This is a genomic window from Streptomyces sp. LN549 (assembly GCF_043203805.1).
Taxonomy (GTDB): Bacteria; Actinomycetota; Actinomycetes; order Streptomycetales; family Streptomycetaceae; genus Streptomyces.
The window spans coordinates 987,220-1,005,110 of record NZ_JAZHRI010000002.1; the positions used below are offsets into that span (position 1 = coordinate 987,220).

Here is a 17,891-nt window from a genome sequence, read left to right on the forward strand (position 1 = left end):
TGGGGACGGTGGAGCAAGCGGGTCGGGGTCAGGCGCTCAGGCCCAGGGCCCAGCTCTGCGCGGTGATCTCGGCCCGCATCGGCTTGCCGGCGACCCAGCGGGCGAGTTCGTCGAGGACGTGGTCGGTCAGCCGGCCGATCTCGGTGCCCAGGGATCCGGCGATGTGCGGCGTGATCATCACGCGGGCGAGTCGGCGCAACGGCGATTCGGCGGGCAGCGGTTCGGGATCGGTGACGTCGAGGATCGCGAAGAGCCGGCGGGCGGCGCACTCGGCGGCCAGCGCGCCGGGGTCGACGAGCGAGCCCCGCGCGGTGTTGATGACCGTCGCGAAGTCGGGCAGCATGCCCAGCTGTTCGGCGCCGATGAGGTGATGGGTCTCGGGCAGCTCGGGGGCGTGCACGGACAGCACGTGGACCTGCGGCAGCATCTCCTCCAGCGGTACGAGCCTGGCACCGGCGCGCGCCACCTCCTCCGGGTCGGCGTACGGGTCGGCCACCAGGCAGGTGGTGCCGCGCAGCACCTGCAGCAGCTCGACGACCTGACGGCCGATCCGCGAGAAGCCGACGATGCCGACGGTCCGCCGGAAGTTGGACAGGTCGCCGTAACCGGTGACCGAGCCCCAGCCGCCGTACGCGCGCTGCTCGTCGGCTGCGAGGAACGGGACCTTCTTCCCGGCGAAGATGATCGCGGCCAGGGTGTATTCCGCCACCGGTACGGCGTTGGCATCGGCGGCGCTGGTCACCCGGATCCCCCGCCGCCACACCTCCTGCCCGACCAGGTCGCGCACGCTGCCCGCCCCGTGCAGCACGGCCCGCAGGCGGGGTGCCGCGGCGAGGCGCTGCGGTGTGAGAGCGGGCGCGCCCCACGACGTGAGCAGCACTTCGGCGCGGGCCAGGCGTTCGCGCGACCGTGCACTGTCGAGGTCGTCCGTCCAGCAGGGCTCGTCCAGGGTCACGAGGTCGGCGAGGCGGCGCAGCCGGCCCTGGTCGAAGTGTGACTCGAAGCTGGACCTGCTCATCACGACCAGAGCGCGGGCCTTGGTCTGCATGCGGTGCGGGCTCCTCTGCCTTTGGGCGCCCGCTCAAACAGCAGGTGCCATCCGTGTTTCCGGCGAGTTCCAGCCAGAAGACGCTGAGTCAGAGATAGTGGTCGCCCACACAGACCCACCAGAGCTCGACCACAGACGAAACAATCCGAACAAACTCGAACATCGCCCGGGCTCAGCACCGGACGGGAAGGGATGCGCCATGACGTCGACACGGCTCACCGGGCCCGAGGGACCCGCGGGATCTTCCGCGAGGGCCGACCAGCTTTTCGCACTGCAACGCCGCGAACGGCTGATGGACCAGCTGCGGCTGCACGGCGCTGTTCGCGTACGCGATCTCGCACAGGACCTCTCGGTCAGCGAGCTGACGATCCGGCGCGACATCGCGGCGCTGGCCGAGCGCGGCCTGCTCACCCGGGTGCACGGCGGAGCCACGCTGCCCTCTGCCCTGGAGCAGGAGCCGGTGCGCCGGAGGCGGCTCGCGATGCCCGCGTTCACGATCGGGATGGTGGTCCCCTCGCTGGACTTCTACTGGCCGCACATCGTCAGTGGCGTCCGCAACGCCGCGGCGGCGCACGGCGTCAACGTGCAGCTGCGGGGCTCCAGCTACGACCAGGCGGAGGACCGCCGGCAGATCGTCCGGCTGACCGAATCCGGACAGGTGCAGGGATTGCTCCTCGCGCCGAACCTGGAGGGCCCCGGCATGCACGAGATGATCGACTGGATCGGCAAGCTGCCGGTCCCCGTGATCTTCGTGGAGCGCAACACGCCTGACTGGACCCCGACGCCGCACCAGCTCGAATGGGTGCGCAGCGATCACGCGACCGGGCTGGAGATGGCGGTCCGGCATCTGCACACGCTCGGCCACCGCAATATCGGGCTGGTGCTGTCCAAGGGGAGCCCCACCTCGGCGCACCTCGCCGTGGGGTGGCACCGCGCGTGCGCCGGGCTCGGTCTGTCAGCGGACTTCCTGATACGCGAGAGCGTTGCCCTCGACGTCCCGGGACACCGCCGGATCATCGGTGAGATCCTGGACGGCTGCCGCCGCTCCCGCATCACCGCGCTCATCGTGCACAGCGACCCCGACGCGCTCTCGGTGGTCCAGTACCTGACCGAGCAGGGCATCCGTGTCCCCGACGACCTGGCAATCGTCAGCTACGACGACGAGGTCGCCCATCTCGCCGACCCGGCCATCACAGCAGTACGGCCGCCCAAGGCACTCGTGGGCCGCACGGCCGTCGAGATGATGCTGGCGCGACTGCTCGAAGGCAGTCGCCGCCCGGCCCAACGAGCACTCATTCTTCCGGAGTTGATGATTCGCGCCTCGTCGCTGCCGGCTGCACCGCACTCCCTGCCCGGGCCCGCGGCGAGGCGCCGCGAGCCGGCCTGAGCGGTCCCGGTCAGGCCTGACCGGGACCGCTCGCCCTGCACGAGAGTTGTCTACTGCGCGGCGTCCTCCTTGCGCGCCAACTGGTCGTACGCCGTTCGCAGCCTGCTCGCGAGCTGCTCGACGCCGAGGGTGTCGAGGCCGTCCTGCCCGGCCACGGCGGACTTCGCAGCGGCGACGACATGCGCGAACACGTCCCACGACGCGGCCGTGTACGCCCCCTGCTCCGGCGCCGCGACTTCCGCAAGGGCACGGCGGATGGGCGCCGTGTCGACCTCGCCGTCCTCCTCGTGAGAGGCGGAGAAGGTGTTGAGTGCGTCGAGGACGAGCGTCCCCGACTTCAGGACGAACCTCGCCCGGTGCTTGCCGTCCGGCAGGCCGCGCAGCACGTACGCCGCCAGGCGCTTGTCGGTGGCGGCGGTCTTCGCGTTCCTGGCGACGAGCTCGCCGTCGACATAGACGTCGAGGACGGCGCTGCCGTCGTTGCCGCCGATGATGTCGACCCCCGTACCGCGGAACGGGACGGTGAAGGATGCGCCGGCCGTCGTGCTCGTCGACGTCGAGCGGTACCAGTCCATCGCGTCGCCGAGCGAGGCCTTCCGGCTCCACGTGCCCTCGTACGTGACCGCGCTGTCCATGTTGTCCAACTGCGCGCTGGCGTACGGCGTGTAGCCGTCGACCCGCTCGACCTTCAGATTGTCGAAGCCCGTCCTCTGGAAGCCGCTCCCGAGCTTGACGCGGCCCTCGGTCTGCGGGGTCGGGTCGTCGTAGGTCGCGACCGCCTTGCCGTCGACGAAAGCGGTGACCTTCGCCCCCTTCGCCTCGACAGCGAGACGGTATCCCTCGGCCGCCGCGACCTTGCCCTGCGCGCGGGCCGTGCCGTACTCGTAGAACGTCCAGGCGCCTTCGGGATCCATGCGCAGGTTGTAGGCGGCGTCGCTGATCGCCATGCCCTTCTGCTGGCGCACGCCCAGGGCCGCGAGAGCGCCGTCCCGGTCGGGGAAGGAGACGTCGACGGACGCCTTGTAGTTCTCCCAGCGGAAGTCGCCGACCGTGGTGTTCGGGGTGTTCTTGTTCCAGGCGGCAGTGTCCTTCATGGACTGGTCCATGTACTGGTACAGCACTCCGTCACCGCCCACCTCCCATGCGCCGGTCTGGTCGACCATGTAGCGGGGCTGGTTCCCGCGCGAGGCGAGGTACGGCTGGAACGTCCTGCCGACCTTGACCTTTCCCTCTTCGTCATACGCGAAGTCGTCCGCGTACAGGTAGGTGTCGTGGGTGTCTCCACGCTTGCCGCTCTCGTCGCTGTCGAGGACGGCGCGCTCGCCGGACTTGGGCAGGCGTTGCTTCGTGGACGCGTCGGCACTCTTGTCGAGCGTGGTCAGGGTGGTGATGGACCGCGGCTTCACGGTGTACGTGTACGCGCCGTCGGCATCCGGCCGGATCTCGTTGACCAGCTGCTTGAAGTTGGCGTCGTAGCGCTGCCCGGCGTCGGCCGCCCGGGTCTCCCACACCTCCATCGTGGGATCGCTGCCGAGCCTCAGATCCTCAGCTTTGATCCGGTACTTCTTCGGCTGGTCGCTGTCGTTGACGACGACGGTCGAGAAGTTCTTCTTCTCAGGATCGGCGAGCGTCATGTAGCTGGGGGCACCGTTGGAGCCGTCGAGATTCTCGGTGCCGCTCACTCCGCTGTAACTGGCTTCGGGAACCGTGCGCCAGATGCCCGCCGTGTTCGTGTCGTTCTCCCAGCCCGTCTTAGCGAACCCGGTGAACTGTTGCATCACGTACATGGCCGCGTCGTAGTGCAGATATCCCGACCACGGGTCGCGTGCGCTGATCAGTTCCTTGTGGCTGTACTGGGCGCCCTCGTAGAAGGAGCCGATCGCCGGCTGGAAGATGTAGTGGGTGCGCTTGGAATTCGCGTAGCTCTTGACGAGGCGGTTGGCGATGTCGAGAGCGCTCTGCACTCCGCCGATTCCGGTGCTGGCACCGTTCGGGCCTTCGGTGTTGTTGACACGGTAGTCGGTGTAGCCGAACGAGGCGGTCCCCTCGCTGTACCAGACCTCCTTGTCCTGGCCGTACGTGTTGTCGCCGGTCGCCAGCTTCGTGTACGGCAGATATGTGGAGCTGTCCGTGGCCCCCTCGCGCCGGTCCTCCGTGGTGTAGTGGTAGCCCGCCGCGTCGACGATTCCGAAGAGATCGGCGTCGCTGAGCATCGCCGGTCCCATGTTGAGGGTGTTGTTCTCGTCGGAGGCGACGATTTTGATGCGGTGGTAGGCCTTGGCGGCCGCTTCCCGCTCGCCGGCCGGAACTCCGTAGCGCTCGCTTGCGAAATCCGTGTCGTTCACGACCGCGTTCTTGTACCACTTGACGAACGAGATGTCCGGCGAGCGGGTCTCGTTCTTGTCCGGGTTGACATAATCGATCATGTACCCGTACTTCTCGTAGACGTCGAGAATGGTCTCCTTGTACCAGCGGTACATCTCGTCGGTGCCGGTGCCCTTGTTCCATTCCAGCTGGACCCATTGGGGCATTTCCCAGCGCAGGATCGAGACCTTGAGCTTCGGGTTGACCGTCTTGGCGTCGGCGGCCAGCTGGAAGCCCGGGGAACGGGAGGCGTCCGCGAGCTCGTCCCGTGTGCGCATGGTCGCCGGGTCGGCGCCGGTAGAGGTGTTCGTGTCCGACCCCATCTCGACCTTGACGTGATTGACGAGGGGATTCTCACCGCCGAACAGCACCCGGATGAGCTGCCAGTACCGCTCGGGGTGCTCGGCCTTGTAGTCCATGAGCAGATTGCTTGTGCTGTTGCAGCTGAGCACGCCGAGGCCCTTGTACGTCAGGCCGTTCACGTTGTCGGCACGCACGTCATCACTGTCGACCACGACCTCGACCGGGTCGTCCGCCGCGTGCGTGGGAGGCGCCGCGACCAGTCCCGTCCCCAGCATCACGGCAGCGGCCGCGACGAGCGACGCCCATCTCGACCTTCTCTGCGCACGTGTCCTCATCTGCGTGCGCGTCTTCATCTGCGTGCGTGTCTTCTGTGTACGCATCCAGCTTCGTTTCCTTTGCCTCGTCTGCCTCGTCCTGGCTCGGGCGCGGGAACATGACACAACAACGTCGTTCAAGCCCTCTACGGATCACCCGCACACGACCACACTCATTCGCACTCGAACATCGGGGTCGGGCGCCGTGCGACTCGTCGGGTGGCCGATTCGCCTTCACCGACTCCGTCAAGGCAACCCCGGTGGTTCCGAGCCGTCACACGGGCCAGGGCAGGTCGCGCTCGTCGAGCACCTTCACCTCCGGCGACGACGGCACGACAGGGGCGGCGTCAAGGGGTGGCTGGGGCCGAGCATTCGTGGGCCTTCGCCGAGCGTTCAGCGAACGCCTTGAGTGCGGCCCGCTCGTAGGCAAGGTCCCCGTCGCCCCTCGGGTACGTGCGCTCCTCCCCGCTCTCGTACGAGGGCTGCACGGTGAACAGGGCCTGGCCGCCCCGGCACTTGGCCGTCGTCCAGCTCATCCGGCCGTCACGGTCGCGGTAACGCGCGGGGGTCTCGGTGTTCGGTGTGTCCTCGCCGGGGTTCTCCTCGTACCGGAGCAACCGCTCCTGGGCATAGGCCCCGTAGTCGGCATCGAGCACGTAGCGTGTCCTGAGGCCGGCGTCGGCGAGCCGGCACGTTTCGTGCGGGGCTCCCCCGCGGGCGGTCTCGGTGGCGATCGCCATGCCGTGCGCGGCGGGGAGGCCGGAGCAGGTTCCGTCGGCTGTGCCGAGCGGCTTGTACTCGTCCTCGTTCACCGGCAGGCCGAGACTGCTGACGGGCTTTCCGAGCCTTGCCCCGCAGTGCCGGCTCTTCGACACCTGGGCCGCGGTCGAGGTGGCGATCCTGGCGAACGCCGGCCGATCGGCAGGATCGTCCAGTGACTTGTCGAGCGTCGTCTCGACAGTGACGGACAGCCCCTTGGCACTGCTGTCCCCGGTGCACTCAAGGACCAGGCTCGTGGTCACCTTCTCGCCCTCGTCGGGCCTGAAGACGTCCGCCGATCCGAAAGGTTCCGGGACGGCTCCGAACAGCCCCGTCCACCCGTGGCCGACCGGCACGGCCAGCGCACGCGGCGAACCCGTGTAGAGGGATTCCGAGCCCTGTCCGACCTGTGCGGTGTCGAGAACACGGATTTCGGCAGTGCCGCCGTCCTGGACGCGCACCTCGCAGCCCACCAGGCCCGCACCGCGTCTTTCGTGCTCGACCTCGACGGCACCCGGCCCGAGGACGGCGCGCACCGCCTCCCGGTCGAGCAGGCCGTCACAGGCCCCGTCGAGCGCCGACTCGTCGCTCCAGCGCTGGAAGTCGCCGTGCACCAGGAGATACCCGGCGACGACCACGGCCACTGCGACCAGAGCCGCGCCCGCCCGGAGGACGAGCCGCCTCACCGCCATCCCTCCACCTCTCCAAGGATCTTGGTGTCATGACACCGCTGCTGCACGGGCCAGCTGCCGGGGGCGGCGAGATAGCTGTCCATCAGCTTTCGGACGTCCCTGGAGAACGTGGTCCGCTCTGCCTCACTGAGCGTGTACGTGCTGAGGTCGGAGGTCTCCCTGCTGACGGTGACGCGGTGGTACGTGCTGCCCGCGGCGCACTCGGAGCGTGCCCACAGGGCAAGTTCGTGCGGCTCCGAGTCGGGGATCACCTTTGTCCGCTCTCCCTCGCGGAAGCTGTAGCTGTCGCCGGTCCGGTGGTACTGGTCGTTGGCGGACTCGCTGAGCGGCCCGGCCCAACTCGCCGCCGACACACCGATGACCGCTCCGTCGGGCGGTGGCGGATCGGTGTCCATCGGGTCCTCGCGGTCCAGGACGGTGGCGTCGCAGACGCTCAGCAGCCGTGAGTCCTGCAGATCGCCGCCGACGGTCCACTTGCCGGGGAAGCCCGCGCGCTTGCCGAGCCCACGGCACTTCTCCACGCCCAGGCCCGGCTCGTCGATCCCCACAACCCTTATGTTGCCCCCGTCCGCGTCCGCGGTGACATGGGCCTCGTACGTGTCGATGACCCGCGTGGGAATCTTCAGCGGGGAGCCGCCGCACTTCTGATCCGCTGTGATCCCGTTGGCCACCTCGACGGCCGTACGGAAGTCCGCGAGATACTTCGCCGAATTCCCCTTGCCGGAAACGGGCAGATCGACCACGGCTGTGACATACATCCCGGACACCTCGCGGACCCGCCCCTCAAGCCCGCCGGGACACTCGGCGACGACCCACGACCGCCCGTCCTTGCCCACCCTGCCGGTGACTCCGGGAGCCTCGTACCCCTCGTCGTCACCGCCGGGCAGAATGTCCTCGGCCCGCACCGTCATCGGCATCCGGGAGACGAGTGCGACGGCCCGCACCCGCACCGACCCGTGCCCCGGCCAGGTGAGGGAGCAGTTCACCAGGGAGCGGCTGTCCTCGTCGGGCTCGAGCATGGTGCCGTACTGGCTCACCATGCCCGCAACATCGTCGGGCACGACGCCCCGCAGCTCCTCGTACGGCAGAAGCCCTGCACAGGCACGCTTCAACTGCGCCCGGTTCTCCGCCGAATGACCACTGCCGTCCGAACGGTCGACGCCGAAGAAGAACACCGCCCCGGTGACCGACAACACGAACGGCAACCCTATGAGCAGCGGCTTGCGCAACCATGACGGCACCCGGCCCACGGAGCGATCCCCCTCCTGGTACTGCCGGCAGAATCACGTCATCACCGGCGGATCAAGGCCTGGAACCTATCAGAGCCGTAGCTTCCTACGAGTGGGCAGCCCAGGGCCGGACCGACCGCCTTCGTCCTCCCCTGCTGCGTGGCCGACGCGGTGTCGGACTGCCGTCGTGGAACCGCTGTTCGGCCGCCGGTCACCTCGCACGGCGCGTCGACTCGTCGCTCGGCGTCAACGCCGGACCCCGGACCGCCGGCGAACGGCCCAGACCCGAAAGCTGTCCGTATCGCGTGTGACCGGTGGGGAGGAACGACCGGCATCCGCTGCCCACCGTCGACCCTTTCGCGCACTCTGTATACGATTCCACCGATCTATAGACGGCCGGAGTGACCTCGCGGGACCGTCATGCCTCTACTTAAGAAAAGAACACCGCCCATGCACCGCCCGTCCGCGCCTCCGGTACCGCCCCCCGCTCACCGCCCGGCAACACCCGGCAATCGGTGGTGGCTGACCTCCCCGGCCCGTGTCGGCTTCGTACTCGCCGTCCCCCTGCTCGGACTGGTCAACACGTTCCTCGGGTTCCTTCTGCTGGTCTTCGCGATCGTCTTGATCTGGAAGGGCAACCCCTGGCAGAAGGGCGTGAAGGTGGCCGCCACCATCGGGGCCATGGCACTGCTCGGCGCGGTCGTTCCGGACCCGCCCGAGGACACCGTGGCCCGGACCGACGGGAAGGCGACGGGACGTACAGCAGACCTGATTGCCACGCCCACGCCCACGCCCACGCCGGCTGCGGACGAGAAGGAGCCGGCTCCCGAACCCCGGCCGGAGGCGGCCGACTTCCGGGGCCTGCGGCTGGACCAGGCGCGGGACAAGGCCGGGGCTGCCGGGTTCGGCGTGGACGACCACAACGCGTCCGACGACGGCAAGAGCATCTGGATGCGGTCCAACTGGACCGTCTGCTTCCAGGAGACCGGCTGGACCCGGTCCGGCACCAGGACGATCGACTTCGGCGCGGTGCAGACCGGCGCCCCGTGCCCCGAGGCGGACGGCGGAGCCGTCCCCTGGCCGAGGATGCCGGATCTGGTCTGGAAGACCTGGAAGACGGCGCACAAGGAGGTCGTGGATCTCGGGATCGTCGCGGACGACCGCGTGCGGGCGGACACGGCGTACCTCAATGATCAGCTGCCCGACGCGGGCGAGTACGACGACTGGCGCGTATGCGTGACCGACCCGGCCGAGGGCGGGGACATCACCCTCGGCACATGGGTGACCCTGAAGCTGACCGACCCGGACAACGGCTGCCCGGAGTCGGACCGGGAGGACGGCAACGAGGTGAGGCTCCCGGACCGGGACGAGGACGGCGACCCCGACTACCGCGACCCGTTCCCCGGCGACCGAAACCGCGACAGCACCTTCCCGAACGGCCTGCCGGACAGCTCCAGCGGCTCCGGAGGTTCGTCCGGTGGAGATGGCGGGCACGACTGGAACTGCCCCGGCACCCGCTGGTGCTGACCCGGAGGCACCCTGCCGAGACGCGGCCCGACGTGCCAGGGGAGGAATCGGCGTGGGTCGTCCAGGACCCGCCGGCCATCGGGAGGTAGGCGTGAGGCGGCGGCCCGCGGACCGGATGTGGCTCCCGTCCGGAGGCGGCCGCCGCCTCACGGTCTTCCGTCCCGTCGACGAAGAGACCTCGCGGCCCGACCCGCACCGAACGGCCGCGATCACATCGGGATGAACGGCTCCGTCAAATGTGGTGTCGCCAGGTGCAGCGTGGTGGCGGATTCGCGGCCGAGCATGCGCTCCCTTGAGTGCCTGGCCGCCTCTGGGTCGGTCTCGTGCGAGTAGGCGAGCTCGGGATGGAGCAGCTGGAGCGCGTGCACGAGAAGGTCGCCGGTGACGAGCGCCAGCTCGCGCCCGTCGGCGACCAGCACGCTCTGGTGCCCGGGCGTGTGACCGGGCGTGGCGACCGCGCGCCCGGCGCGCATCGGCGTGTCCCCGTCGAGGAGCCGGAGCCGGCCGGCCGCCGCAAGGGGGTCGGTGAGGGTCTCGCGCAGCTGCGGGTTGAGCGCGTCGAGGGCGTCGAACTCGGCCCGCTGGAGCAGGTATTCGGCGTTCGGGAAGTAGGGGCGGCGGCCGCTGGCCGCGCTGCCGGGCGAAGGGGCGCCGTCCGCCGTGCCACCCGCTGACGCGACGGCCGCCTCGGTGACGACCGCCCACCCGACGTGGTCGGTGTGCAGATGCGTGAGCACCACGGTGTCGACGTCGGCAGGGTCGATACCCGCGGCGGCGAGCGACTCGGGGAGCGCACCGGGCACGGGCGCCCACGAGGCGGCCGGGCCGTCCGCCGGACCGATCCCGGCGTCCACGACGGTGAGGCCCTTGTCGCCGCGGATCGCGTACGCGCGGAACTGGAGCCGCCAGCGGCCCTCGGCGTCGACCGCGCCCGGGTCGTAGCGGTCGGCCTCGGCCCACTGAGCGGCCGTGGCGTCGGGGAAGGCCTCGGCGCGCGGCGAGAAGAACGGGCCCTCACCGTCGGCGAGGGCGATGATCTCGGTCGAGCCGATCCGGAGGCGGGGAACGCTGAGGGACATGGCCGCGATCCTGTCATGCCCGGATGCGCCCCCAACTGCCGACTCAGGAAAGAGCAGTTCTGAAAGATCACGACCTCCACCGGACCGTGTCCGATTGGCCACCGACCGCATCCTCACCGAAGCCAACGAAGCCGACAGCGCCAACAAGTGTGCCTGGCCCTCACCAAGGTGCCAGGATCAACCATTGGCGGCTTCTGGGTTCACCTCGGCGACACCCCTTCGTCCGCGCCAACGAAGCATTCACAGGTCACGATCGGGCTCGGGGGGTTGGGGGGTTCCCCGGGCCCCCGCCCGCCATCTGCGGATCACCCACGCACGCGGTGACTGCTGATCGGGCTGCCGTCCGGCGGCCGGGCCGGTGCGGATGCGCGGCCTGGAAAGTACCGGCCGGGGACGCGATGCTGGATCCGCTCCGCGTTGACCGTCGCATACGGGAGGGGGCGCGCGTCACTCACGTACGCAGGCTTCGGACGACGTACGACATGTGCTGCACGTTTCCCACGCGGAGCCAGACCGCCGCGTTGCCTGTTCCGGACGGCCCCCAGCCGTGTGCGCAGTCCCGCAGCCAGCTCTCCCCCGCACCGGCCGCCGCACCCCGGAAGCCCGGCAGTTCGGCCAACTGCCGGGCTGCCCGCCGGTTGAACGCGTCGCGGTTCTCACCGCGGGCGAGGACCTTGGCGAGGACGAACGACTCCTCGGTGGTGTAGCGGAGCGTTCCCCAGGGCGGGCCGCCGCGACCGCCGGACGCCTCCCGGGCCAGGGCCCGGACGGACTGGATCCCGTAGTCGCCATGGCTGAGCCACCGTACGTAGCTACGGCCGCTGTCCGACAGTTCGCACCAGGTGCGCCAGTCCATCCGAGGTTCCGCGCGAACGCCGTGCTCCAACATGCCGGCGCTCACCGCCGGGACCGCACCGCTGAGCACGGCGGCGGTGCGCCACGGGGTCAGGGGCATAAGCGCGTCCAGGGCCCGCAGCGCCTCTTTCGCGGCCTCGTCCCGGTCGGCCAGCACGGCGCCCAGGTCGAGCAGGAGGTCCGTCTCGACCGCTGGATCCGCCCGTGCGAGGAGATCGCCTACGTCGAGAGCGGTGGCGCCGTCCCACTCCCCGGGCATGGCGACCCGTATGCCGAGCCCGTTCCCGGAAGCCCGGGCCTGGGCCAGGGAAGCCGCCTGGTGTGAGGCGGGACGATCAGGTCCGGTGACCGGCCGCAGTGGGCTCAGCCCGCCCATTTCCGCCAGCACGGCCGCGAGTGCGGTCAACTGGGCAGCGTCTGCGAACGGGGCGTCGAGCCAGGCCGGATGGTGGCGCTGCCTCCTGCTCACAGCGTGCGCGTCGCGCAGGGTCGCCGCGCGAAGGACGTCCGGGGAAAGGCCCGGACGCGGAGGAAGGTTCCAGAGTGGAGCAACGGCGGACTGCACAACTGGATCCAGGTGCTGGTAGGCGGCCAGGGCGTGCGGCTTGGCCGGCAGGACGGGAACGTACAGCTGTCCGGACATGGCGGCTCCCCCTCGGCTCTGCCCGTACCCTCTTCCCTCGCCTCTCACGTTCTCCTGTTTCCGCGCACCTCGGAACAGCGCGTTTCCAGCCCGATCGGCCGAAAGAGCCTCTGGCTGCTGGTCACTCGGCCAGGGAGTCCCGGACCTCGTCCGCGCGATGCCGCCCCCGCGTACCGCAGGCAGGACGGGAACACGGGCTGAGACGAAGGCATGCAGCTCAGCCGACAGAAGATCCGAAGGGGCCCATCTGCTCTGCCGGCGTTCCGTCCCGGGCAAGAGGCCGAACCACGTGGCGAGAACCGGTCCCGCCTCGTTGGTCGTCGTACGGAGTCCGGGGCCGGACATCAACACCATCGAGGTCGGCCCTGGCGGGCTGCCCCTCCGTGGTCACTTGGGCCGGCCCGCGGTGACGTCGCTGCTTCACGCCTTCAGGTGAACTTCGAGTGCCAAAACGTTCATTCGCCCGGTCTTGGTGAGGTATTCGGCAATTCTGACGCCTCTGCAACGGAAGGCTTGCCCATGCGGCGTCGTGCTGTGATCGCCACTGTTCTGGTTTCCCTGTCCGCCATTGCCGTGTCTGCCGCTGTGGCTGCAGGGCCTGTGATGCCTGTGGCCGGGGTCGTCACATGGTGCTTGTCTTCCGCGGCTGCTCAGCACTTGGCGGCTGACGGGGTCGTGGTGTCGGCTACCGCCCCGGCTGTGCTCGCTCCCTCTGGGCCGGCCCCGTGCGTGCAGTGGCCGATCAAGGGCGAGATCAGTCTGGACTTGACGGAAGGGTCCTGGACCGCCGACGGCGGCATGACCTTCACCAGGGCCTCGGACGGGCACAGCCTGAGCTTCACCGAGGCCCACGGTGACTTGGCGCGGCGAACCCTCTCGGCAGATGCTGCTGTCGGAGATGAAGCACCGCAGCCTGTTGATCTCTCCACGTACGAACTCGACATGACGAAGATGACGGTCACCATGCCGTCCTTGAGCTCTCCTGGCTCGGTCGTGGCCAAGCCGTTCGACACGATGCTGACGCAGGACGGTGCGGCGGTTTTCTCCCGGGCGTACGGTGCGTCGCCCGTTTCCCCTGGGAGCAGCCTGGCCACGGTCGCGGCTCATGTCGACGTGGTCCCGGCGCTGGGCTGAGCTGATGCTGGGGGAATCCGGCCTCGGCGTTGCCTGTCCCGGGCCGTCGGGTGATGCCCGGGTCGAAAGGGCCGGGGCCGCGGTGCTGGCGTGGGCGCGAGTTCAGGGGCTTGTGGCCGGCACTGCTGAGGAGAAGCGTCTGGTGGCCATGAGGCTGGGTGAATTCGCCAGCGCGACCGTGCCGGAGGCGAGCGCCCGGGACATGGAACTGACAGCTCAGTGGGCTGCGTTCATCTGCCTGGTCGACGATCGGTTCGACCGCCGCCGGGGCGATGTCCACCCGGAGGAGGTCGCGGCTCTGTTCAACAGGCTGGTGGCCGTGATCACCAAGGGCGCGGCCGGGCCGGGCAGCGGGTTCGAACAGGCCCTGGACGACCTGTGGCGACGTACGGCCCCGAGGATGTCCACGCAGTGGCGGGAGCGGTTCGTTGCCGACTACCGCGACTTCGCCCTGGCGACGCGTGAAGAGGCCGCCGACCGCACCTACCGGGTCCGGCCGGGGCTCAGCGTCTACATCCTGCGCCGCCGCAGGACCATCACCGCGCTGCCCATGGCAGACGTTCTGGAGTGCACCGCCGGCGCGCCGTGGCCCGGGCTTCCCGGCGGGGAGGACCTCATGAGTGCGTTGCGGCTGGCTGCGGCTGACGTGGCCGGCTGGACCAATGACCTGGTCTCGGCCGAGGACGACCTGCGGGAGGACCGCGACAACCTGGTGACCGTGCTGAGCCGCGAACGCTTCTGCACCCCGTACTCGGCGCGCGAGCAGGTTACGCAGATGCGCGATCACCGGCTCAAGGACTTCCACGTTCTTGCCACTTCGTTGACCGCGATGGCCGCTCCCGGAACCGAGAGGGACGGGGTACGGCGGTTCGTGGCGGCCCTCGAGTCGTTCGTGGCCGCAACGCTGTACTGGCTTGGTGTCACTGATCGCTTCGCCGTCCGCTGGTCGCTCGGCCGACGGTCCAGCTGATTGCTCTCGTACGCCCTCGCCCCCTCCCGTTCGCACGTCACCTTGTTCGGCGTGCCTTCAAGGACTGTGCTCCCGATGAGACTTCCTGCTGCCGAGCAGCTTCCCCCGGCCTGGCCGTCGTCGTATTTCCCAGCAGCGCTCTCTGCCGGCCGCAGTCGTCTTCTGGCGTATGTGCTGAACCGGGTGGGAGCGGACGGTGCCGTGCGTGACGACTGTCGAAGTCGGGTCCTTGAATCCGCCCTGGCCCTCGCCCTGGTGAAGCGGTGCGGGTCCGACCACGTCGACGCACGTGACCGCATGGTGCGCTACCTGGAGCGCCACCGAAACGGTGGAAGTCTGATGGACGCGGCCGTGGCCGCTGCCGCTCTGGGCCGGGGCACTGGACATCCGTCGCTTCACCAGGCCCTGGAGGGCGTCGTCAACCGTGTTCCGGACTTCACGGGAAGCCGCAAACGCGCCCTGGTACACGCCATCTTCACGATGCTCGGCGTGGCCGACGCCTGTGACGACGGCAACTCACGTGGCTTCGATGTGAGCGCACTGCATCCGTGGGCTGCTGTGCAGGGCGTTGCCGTGGAAGCGATCCTTTCGGCAGGCAGAGCCCCGGTTTGCCGGGACGATGTCACCCTGCTGGTGTCCACCCAGCGCCTGGGAAGGGTGTGGGAGGGAAACCTCTTCATTCACCTGTCAGTACTGCATGCCCTGGTGGACGTGCCCGGCATGGAGGGCGTCGTCGACGCCGGCCTGCGCACCGCCTTCAAGCACCAGCGGGAGGACGGCGGCCTGCCCTTCGTCACGGACACCGATACATGGTGCACAGTCGTCGCGGGCCTTGCCCTCTGCAGCGCCGGCGCACCGCGTGAGGTACTGCACCGCGTCGCCGGGCACCTTGTGCGCGTTCAGCACGCGAAGGGCGGCTGGTCCTATACCGACCATGCTCAGCTGTCCGACACGGACTGCACCACCGTCGCTGTCGAGTTCCTGCATCAACTGGACGCGGACGCCTACCGCGACCCGATCCGGCGCGCCGTGGACGCCCTCATCGCGGTCCGTGGCGCCGACGGCGGATTCCCCACATACGGATCGGGCACTCCCTCCGAGGCATGCATGACCGCCGCCGCGATCAACGCGCTCAGCACCCAGGGCCGCCACCATGACGTCATCCAGGCCGCCCTGCGCTTTCTCGCCGGCCGCCAGATGCCTGACGGTTCCTTTCCCCCTGGCTGGAGCAGCAGCCGCCTGCACACCCTCTTCAGGGCATACCTCGCCACTCGCCCCCACCGCCGGCAGTCACCTCTGGCCGTCCCTGACCTGAGCAGCCGGATCACCGGCCTGGTGCAGGACGTGCAGAACCCGGACGGCGGCTTCGGACAGCAGAACGACACCTCAAGCGATGCCATCAGCACCGCCTATGCCCTGATCATCCTGGCCGGACAACCCGACCCTGCTCCCGCTGCGCGCGCCACCCGCTACCTGCTCGCCCAACAGCGTTCCGACGGCTGCATCGTCTCCGTTCCCGACATGCTCGGCCCACGCCCGTTCACCTACCACGTCCCTTTGCTGACCGACGCGTTCACCCTGCTCGCCCTGGGCCACCTCACCCGACGCATCCAGCCGTCAGGCGTCGTCATGCCGGGCCGCCGACGCCGCCGTACGGATCCGTCCACCACAGCGGGCAACCCCCTCGCGACGCCCTGTTGTGCCCCCTCGACGCGGACGGAAACCACCTCGTCGTCGCCGGCCTCGCCGCCGTCTGCGGATGTTCCGGCTCACCGGCCCGCCCTTGTCTCCCAATCGAACCCAGCACAACGGAGAGCACCGTGACCGTCCCCCTTCGTCCCACTTCCATGGACTTGACCATGCATGCCATGGCCCAGGCCCATCCCTCGGTCTCCCAGACGATCGGAGTGGTCCTCCACCTCGACGGAGACGCTCCTGACCTCGGCGAACTCCGCCGGCATGTCGGCTCCCACCTGGAGCACGAGCCGCGCCTGACCCACTACCTCCACGGCCCCGGACTCAAAGCCCGCTGGCACCACGACCCTTCGCCCGACCTGAGCAACCGCGTCCGTGAACAGCACTGCCCGTCGGGCGAGCAGCACCTCGAGACGGCCTTGATCGATCTCGTCGCGCGCCCCTTGCCCGACACGGGCCCCCTGTGGGACATCTGGCTGGTCACCGGGTACGCCCCCGGCCGGTATTCCATCTGCCTGCGAGCGCACCACAGCACCCAGGACGGCATGGGCATGGTCGGTACCCTGACCACGCTGTTCGGCACCGCGCCCGCGCCCACCAAGCAGCCCGCGGTCCGGGCAGGTGCAAGTGCCTACTTGGGCACCGCGCGCGACATGCTCTCCGCCGGCGCCGGCCACAACGTCTGGAACAACACCGCACCGCCCCTCACCGGCAACCGTGACATCAGCTGGGCGCACGTACCCACACAACGATTGCGGAAAGCCGCCACGGCCCGTGGCGGCGACACGAACGACGGCTTCCTGGCAGCCCTCGGCGGAGCCCTGCGCACGTGGACATCACAGTGCTGGCCCCAGGGCGCTGACAGGCCGCTGCCGGCCATCACGATGGTCAACCTGCGCCGCGCCGAGGAACAGGACCGGCCCGGAAACCACATCGGTTTCGCCCCAGCACCCCTCCCCTGCCACGAGCCGACGGCTGAAGGCCGACTCGACCAAGTCATCGCCGCCACCCGCACCGCGAAGGACCCAAGCCGCAACAAGGCCATGCGTTCCCTCATGGACGTCGTCCCCGCACGCGTCTTCCAGGCTCTGGCGACTCGGATGACCACACCCGACCGGTCTGCCATCACCACGTCCTACCTCGCCATCCACCGGCCCCTGCACTACGAACTGGACCCCGTCACCCGCATCCAGCCCTTCAACTGGCTCCCACGGCACCAGCCGGCGTCGATCGTGGCCTGCAGTTACAACGACGTCACAAGCGTCTGTTTCGTCACCGACGCCGCTCTCCCCGGACTGGACCGGCTGCCCCGTCTTTTCCACGAGGCCGTGGACGAACTCACGCAGCCTCAGGACGACCCGCAGGCAGAGAAGGTGCCGGGCCCAACTCCCGCCGCCAGCGTGACGATCCCCCGACCCGCCGCTGACTGCGATGCCACACCCGTGATCGATTTCAGGCTCATCAAGGACATCCTGGTCCAGCAGGGAAGTCTGCCGGCTGCACCTATCACCCCCCGGGCCACGCAGGCGCAAGCCGGCATCGACTCCCTGGCCGTTGCTGTGCTGTCGATGACGCTCGAGGACGTCATGGGCGTCGTGATCACCGAGCCCGAGCTGAGTCAGGCAACCACCGTGGCCGACTTGGTCAGCCTGGTGGCCCGACGGGCCGCGCCACGCTCCGACCACGAGAGCCCGGGAGAGCAGGGTCCTCACCCTCAATCGGACCGCACGCACGCCGTACCTGAGGGGTAGCCGCGGCCCAGTTGCCAGAAGCTCCGGCCGTTGCCCGCAGGAACCAGCGGCCGCACACCGGCGACAACGTGATTCGCCGGAGGAACCGGCCGACGCCGGCTCCCGGAGGTAGTACCCCAGCCTTCGGCGACGCCAACCAGC

At 69.3% G+C, this 17,891-nt stretch carries 12 protein-coding genes; 6 read left to right on the forward strand and 6 right to left on the reverse strand.

All coding sequences use genetic code 11. The annotated features are described in order from the left end of the window. Positions 1 to 28: 28 nt before the first annotated feature. The gene (locus tag SH922_RS04385) at positions 29 to 1,048 is read right to left on the reverse strand and encodes a hydroxyacid dehydrogenase (RefSeq protein ID WP_393054860.1); all 1,020 of its coding nucleotides are present in this window, start codon (positions 1,046 to 1,048) and stop codon (positions 29 to 31) included. 199 nt (positions 1,049 to 1,247) lie between these two features. Here SH922_RS04385 and SH922_RS04390 point away from each other — a divergent pair, with 199 nt between their 5' ends. Beyond that, positions 1,248 to 2,435: a substrate-binding domain-containing protein gene (locus SH922_RS04390; protein ID WP_393054862.1), complete on the forward strand. Its 1,188-nt coding sequence runs from the start codon at positions 1,248 to 1,250 to the stop codon at positions 2,433 to 2,435. Positions 2,436 to 2,485: 50 nt separating this feature from the next. Here the strand turns inward: SH922_RS04390 and SH922_RS04395 are convergent, their stop codons facing one another. From SH922_RS04395 to SH922_RS04405, 3 genes are all read right to left on the reverse strand, one after another. Continuing rightward, positions 2,486 to 5,482 (reverse strand): GH59 galactosidase, encoded by a 2,997-nt coding sequence (locus tag SH922_RS04395; RefSeq protein WP_393054864.1) that lies wholly within the window; start codon positions 5,480 to 5,482, stop codon positions 2,486 to 2,488. Positions 5,483 to 5,763: 281 nt separating this feature from the next. Beyond that, positions 5,764 to 6,867: a hypothetical protein gene (locus SH922_RS04400; RefSeq protein ID WP_393054866.1), complete on the reverse strand. Its 1,104-nt coding sequence runs from the start codon at positions 6,865 to 6,867 to the stop codon at positions 5,764 to 5,766. Then, positions 6,858 to 8,063 carry a hypothetical protein gene (locus tag SH922_RS04405; protein ID WP_393054868.1) on the reverse strand — a complete coding sequence of 402 codons (1,206 nt, stop codon included), beginning with the start codon at positions 8,061 to 8,063 and terminating at the stop codon, positions 6,858 to 6,860. Before SH922_RS04405 ends, SH922_RS04400 begins: the two co-directional genes overlap by 10 nt. Positions 8,064 to 8,546: 483 nt before the next feature. Here SH922_RS04405 and SH922_RS04410 point away from each other — a divergent pair, with 483 nt between their 5' ends. Then, positions 8,547 to 9,623, forward strand: a complete 1,077-nt coding sequence (locus SH922_RS04410) for a hypothetical protein (protein WP_393054870.1) — start codon at positions 8,547 to 8,549, stop codon at positions 9,621 to 9,623. 209 nt (positions 9,624 to 9,832) lie between these two features. Here the strand turns inward: SH922_RS04410 and SH922_RS04415 are convergent, their stop codons facing one another. Both SH922_RS04415 and SH922_RS04420 read right to left on the reverse strand, forming a co-directional pair. Then, a complete protein-coding gene (locus tag SH922_RS04415) occupies positions 9,833 to 10,702 on the reverse strand; it encodes an MBL fold metallo-hydrolase (protein WP_393054872.1) in 870 nt (289 codons plus the stop codon). Positions 10,703 to 11,153: 451 nt separating this feature from the next. Next, on the reverse strand, positions 11,154 to 12,200 hold the full coding sequence (locus SH922_RS04420) for a hypothetical protein (RefSeq protein ID WP_393054874.1): 1,047 nt from the start codon (positions 12,198 to 12,200) through the stop codon (positions 11,154 to 11,156). A gap of 729 nt (positions 12,201 to 12,929) precedes the next feature. Between SH922_RS04420 and SH922_RS04425 the strand changes: the two genes are divergently transcribed. The 4 genes from SH922_RS04425 (at position 12,930) to SH922_RS04440 (ending at position 17,750) form a co-directional block, all read left to right on the forward strand. Further along, positions 12,930 to 13,334, forward strand: a complete 405-nt coding sequence (locus tag SH922_RS04425; RefSeq protein WP_393054876.1) for a hypothetical protein — start codon at positions 12,930 to 12,932, stop codon at positions 13,332 to 13,334. Between the two features lie 148 nt (positions 13,335 to 13,482). Then, positions 13,483 to 14,304 carry a terpene synthase family protein gene (locus SH922_RS04430; protein ID WP_393063463.1) on the forward strand — a complete coding sequence of 274 codons (822 nt, stop codon included), beginning with the start codon at positions 13,483 to 13,485 and terminating at the stop codon, positions 14,302 to 14,304. A 75-nt stretch (positions 14,305 to 14,379) separates the two neighbouring features. Continuing rightward, positions 14,380 to 16,128 (forward strand): prenyltransferase/squalene oxidase repeat-containing protein, encoded by a 1,749-nt coding sequence (locus SH922_RS04435; protein WP_393054878.1) that lies wholly within the window; start codon positions 14,380 to 14,382, stop codon positions 16,126 to 16,128. A 44-nt stretch (positions 16,129 to 16,172) separates the two neighbouring features. Next, entirely contained in the window at positions 16,173 to 17,750 is a 1,578-nt protein-coding gene (locus tag SH922_RS04440) for a wax ester/triacylglycerol synthase domain-containing protein (RefSeq protein WP_393054880.1), read from the forward strand. The last annotated feature ends 141 nt before the right edge of the window (positions 17,751 to 17,891 follow it).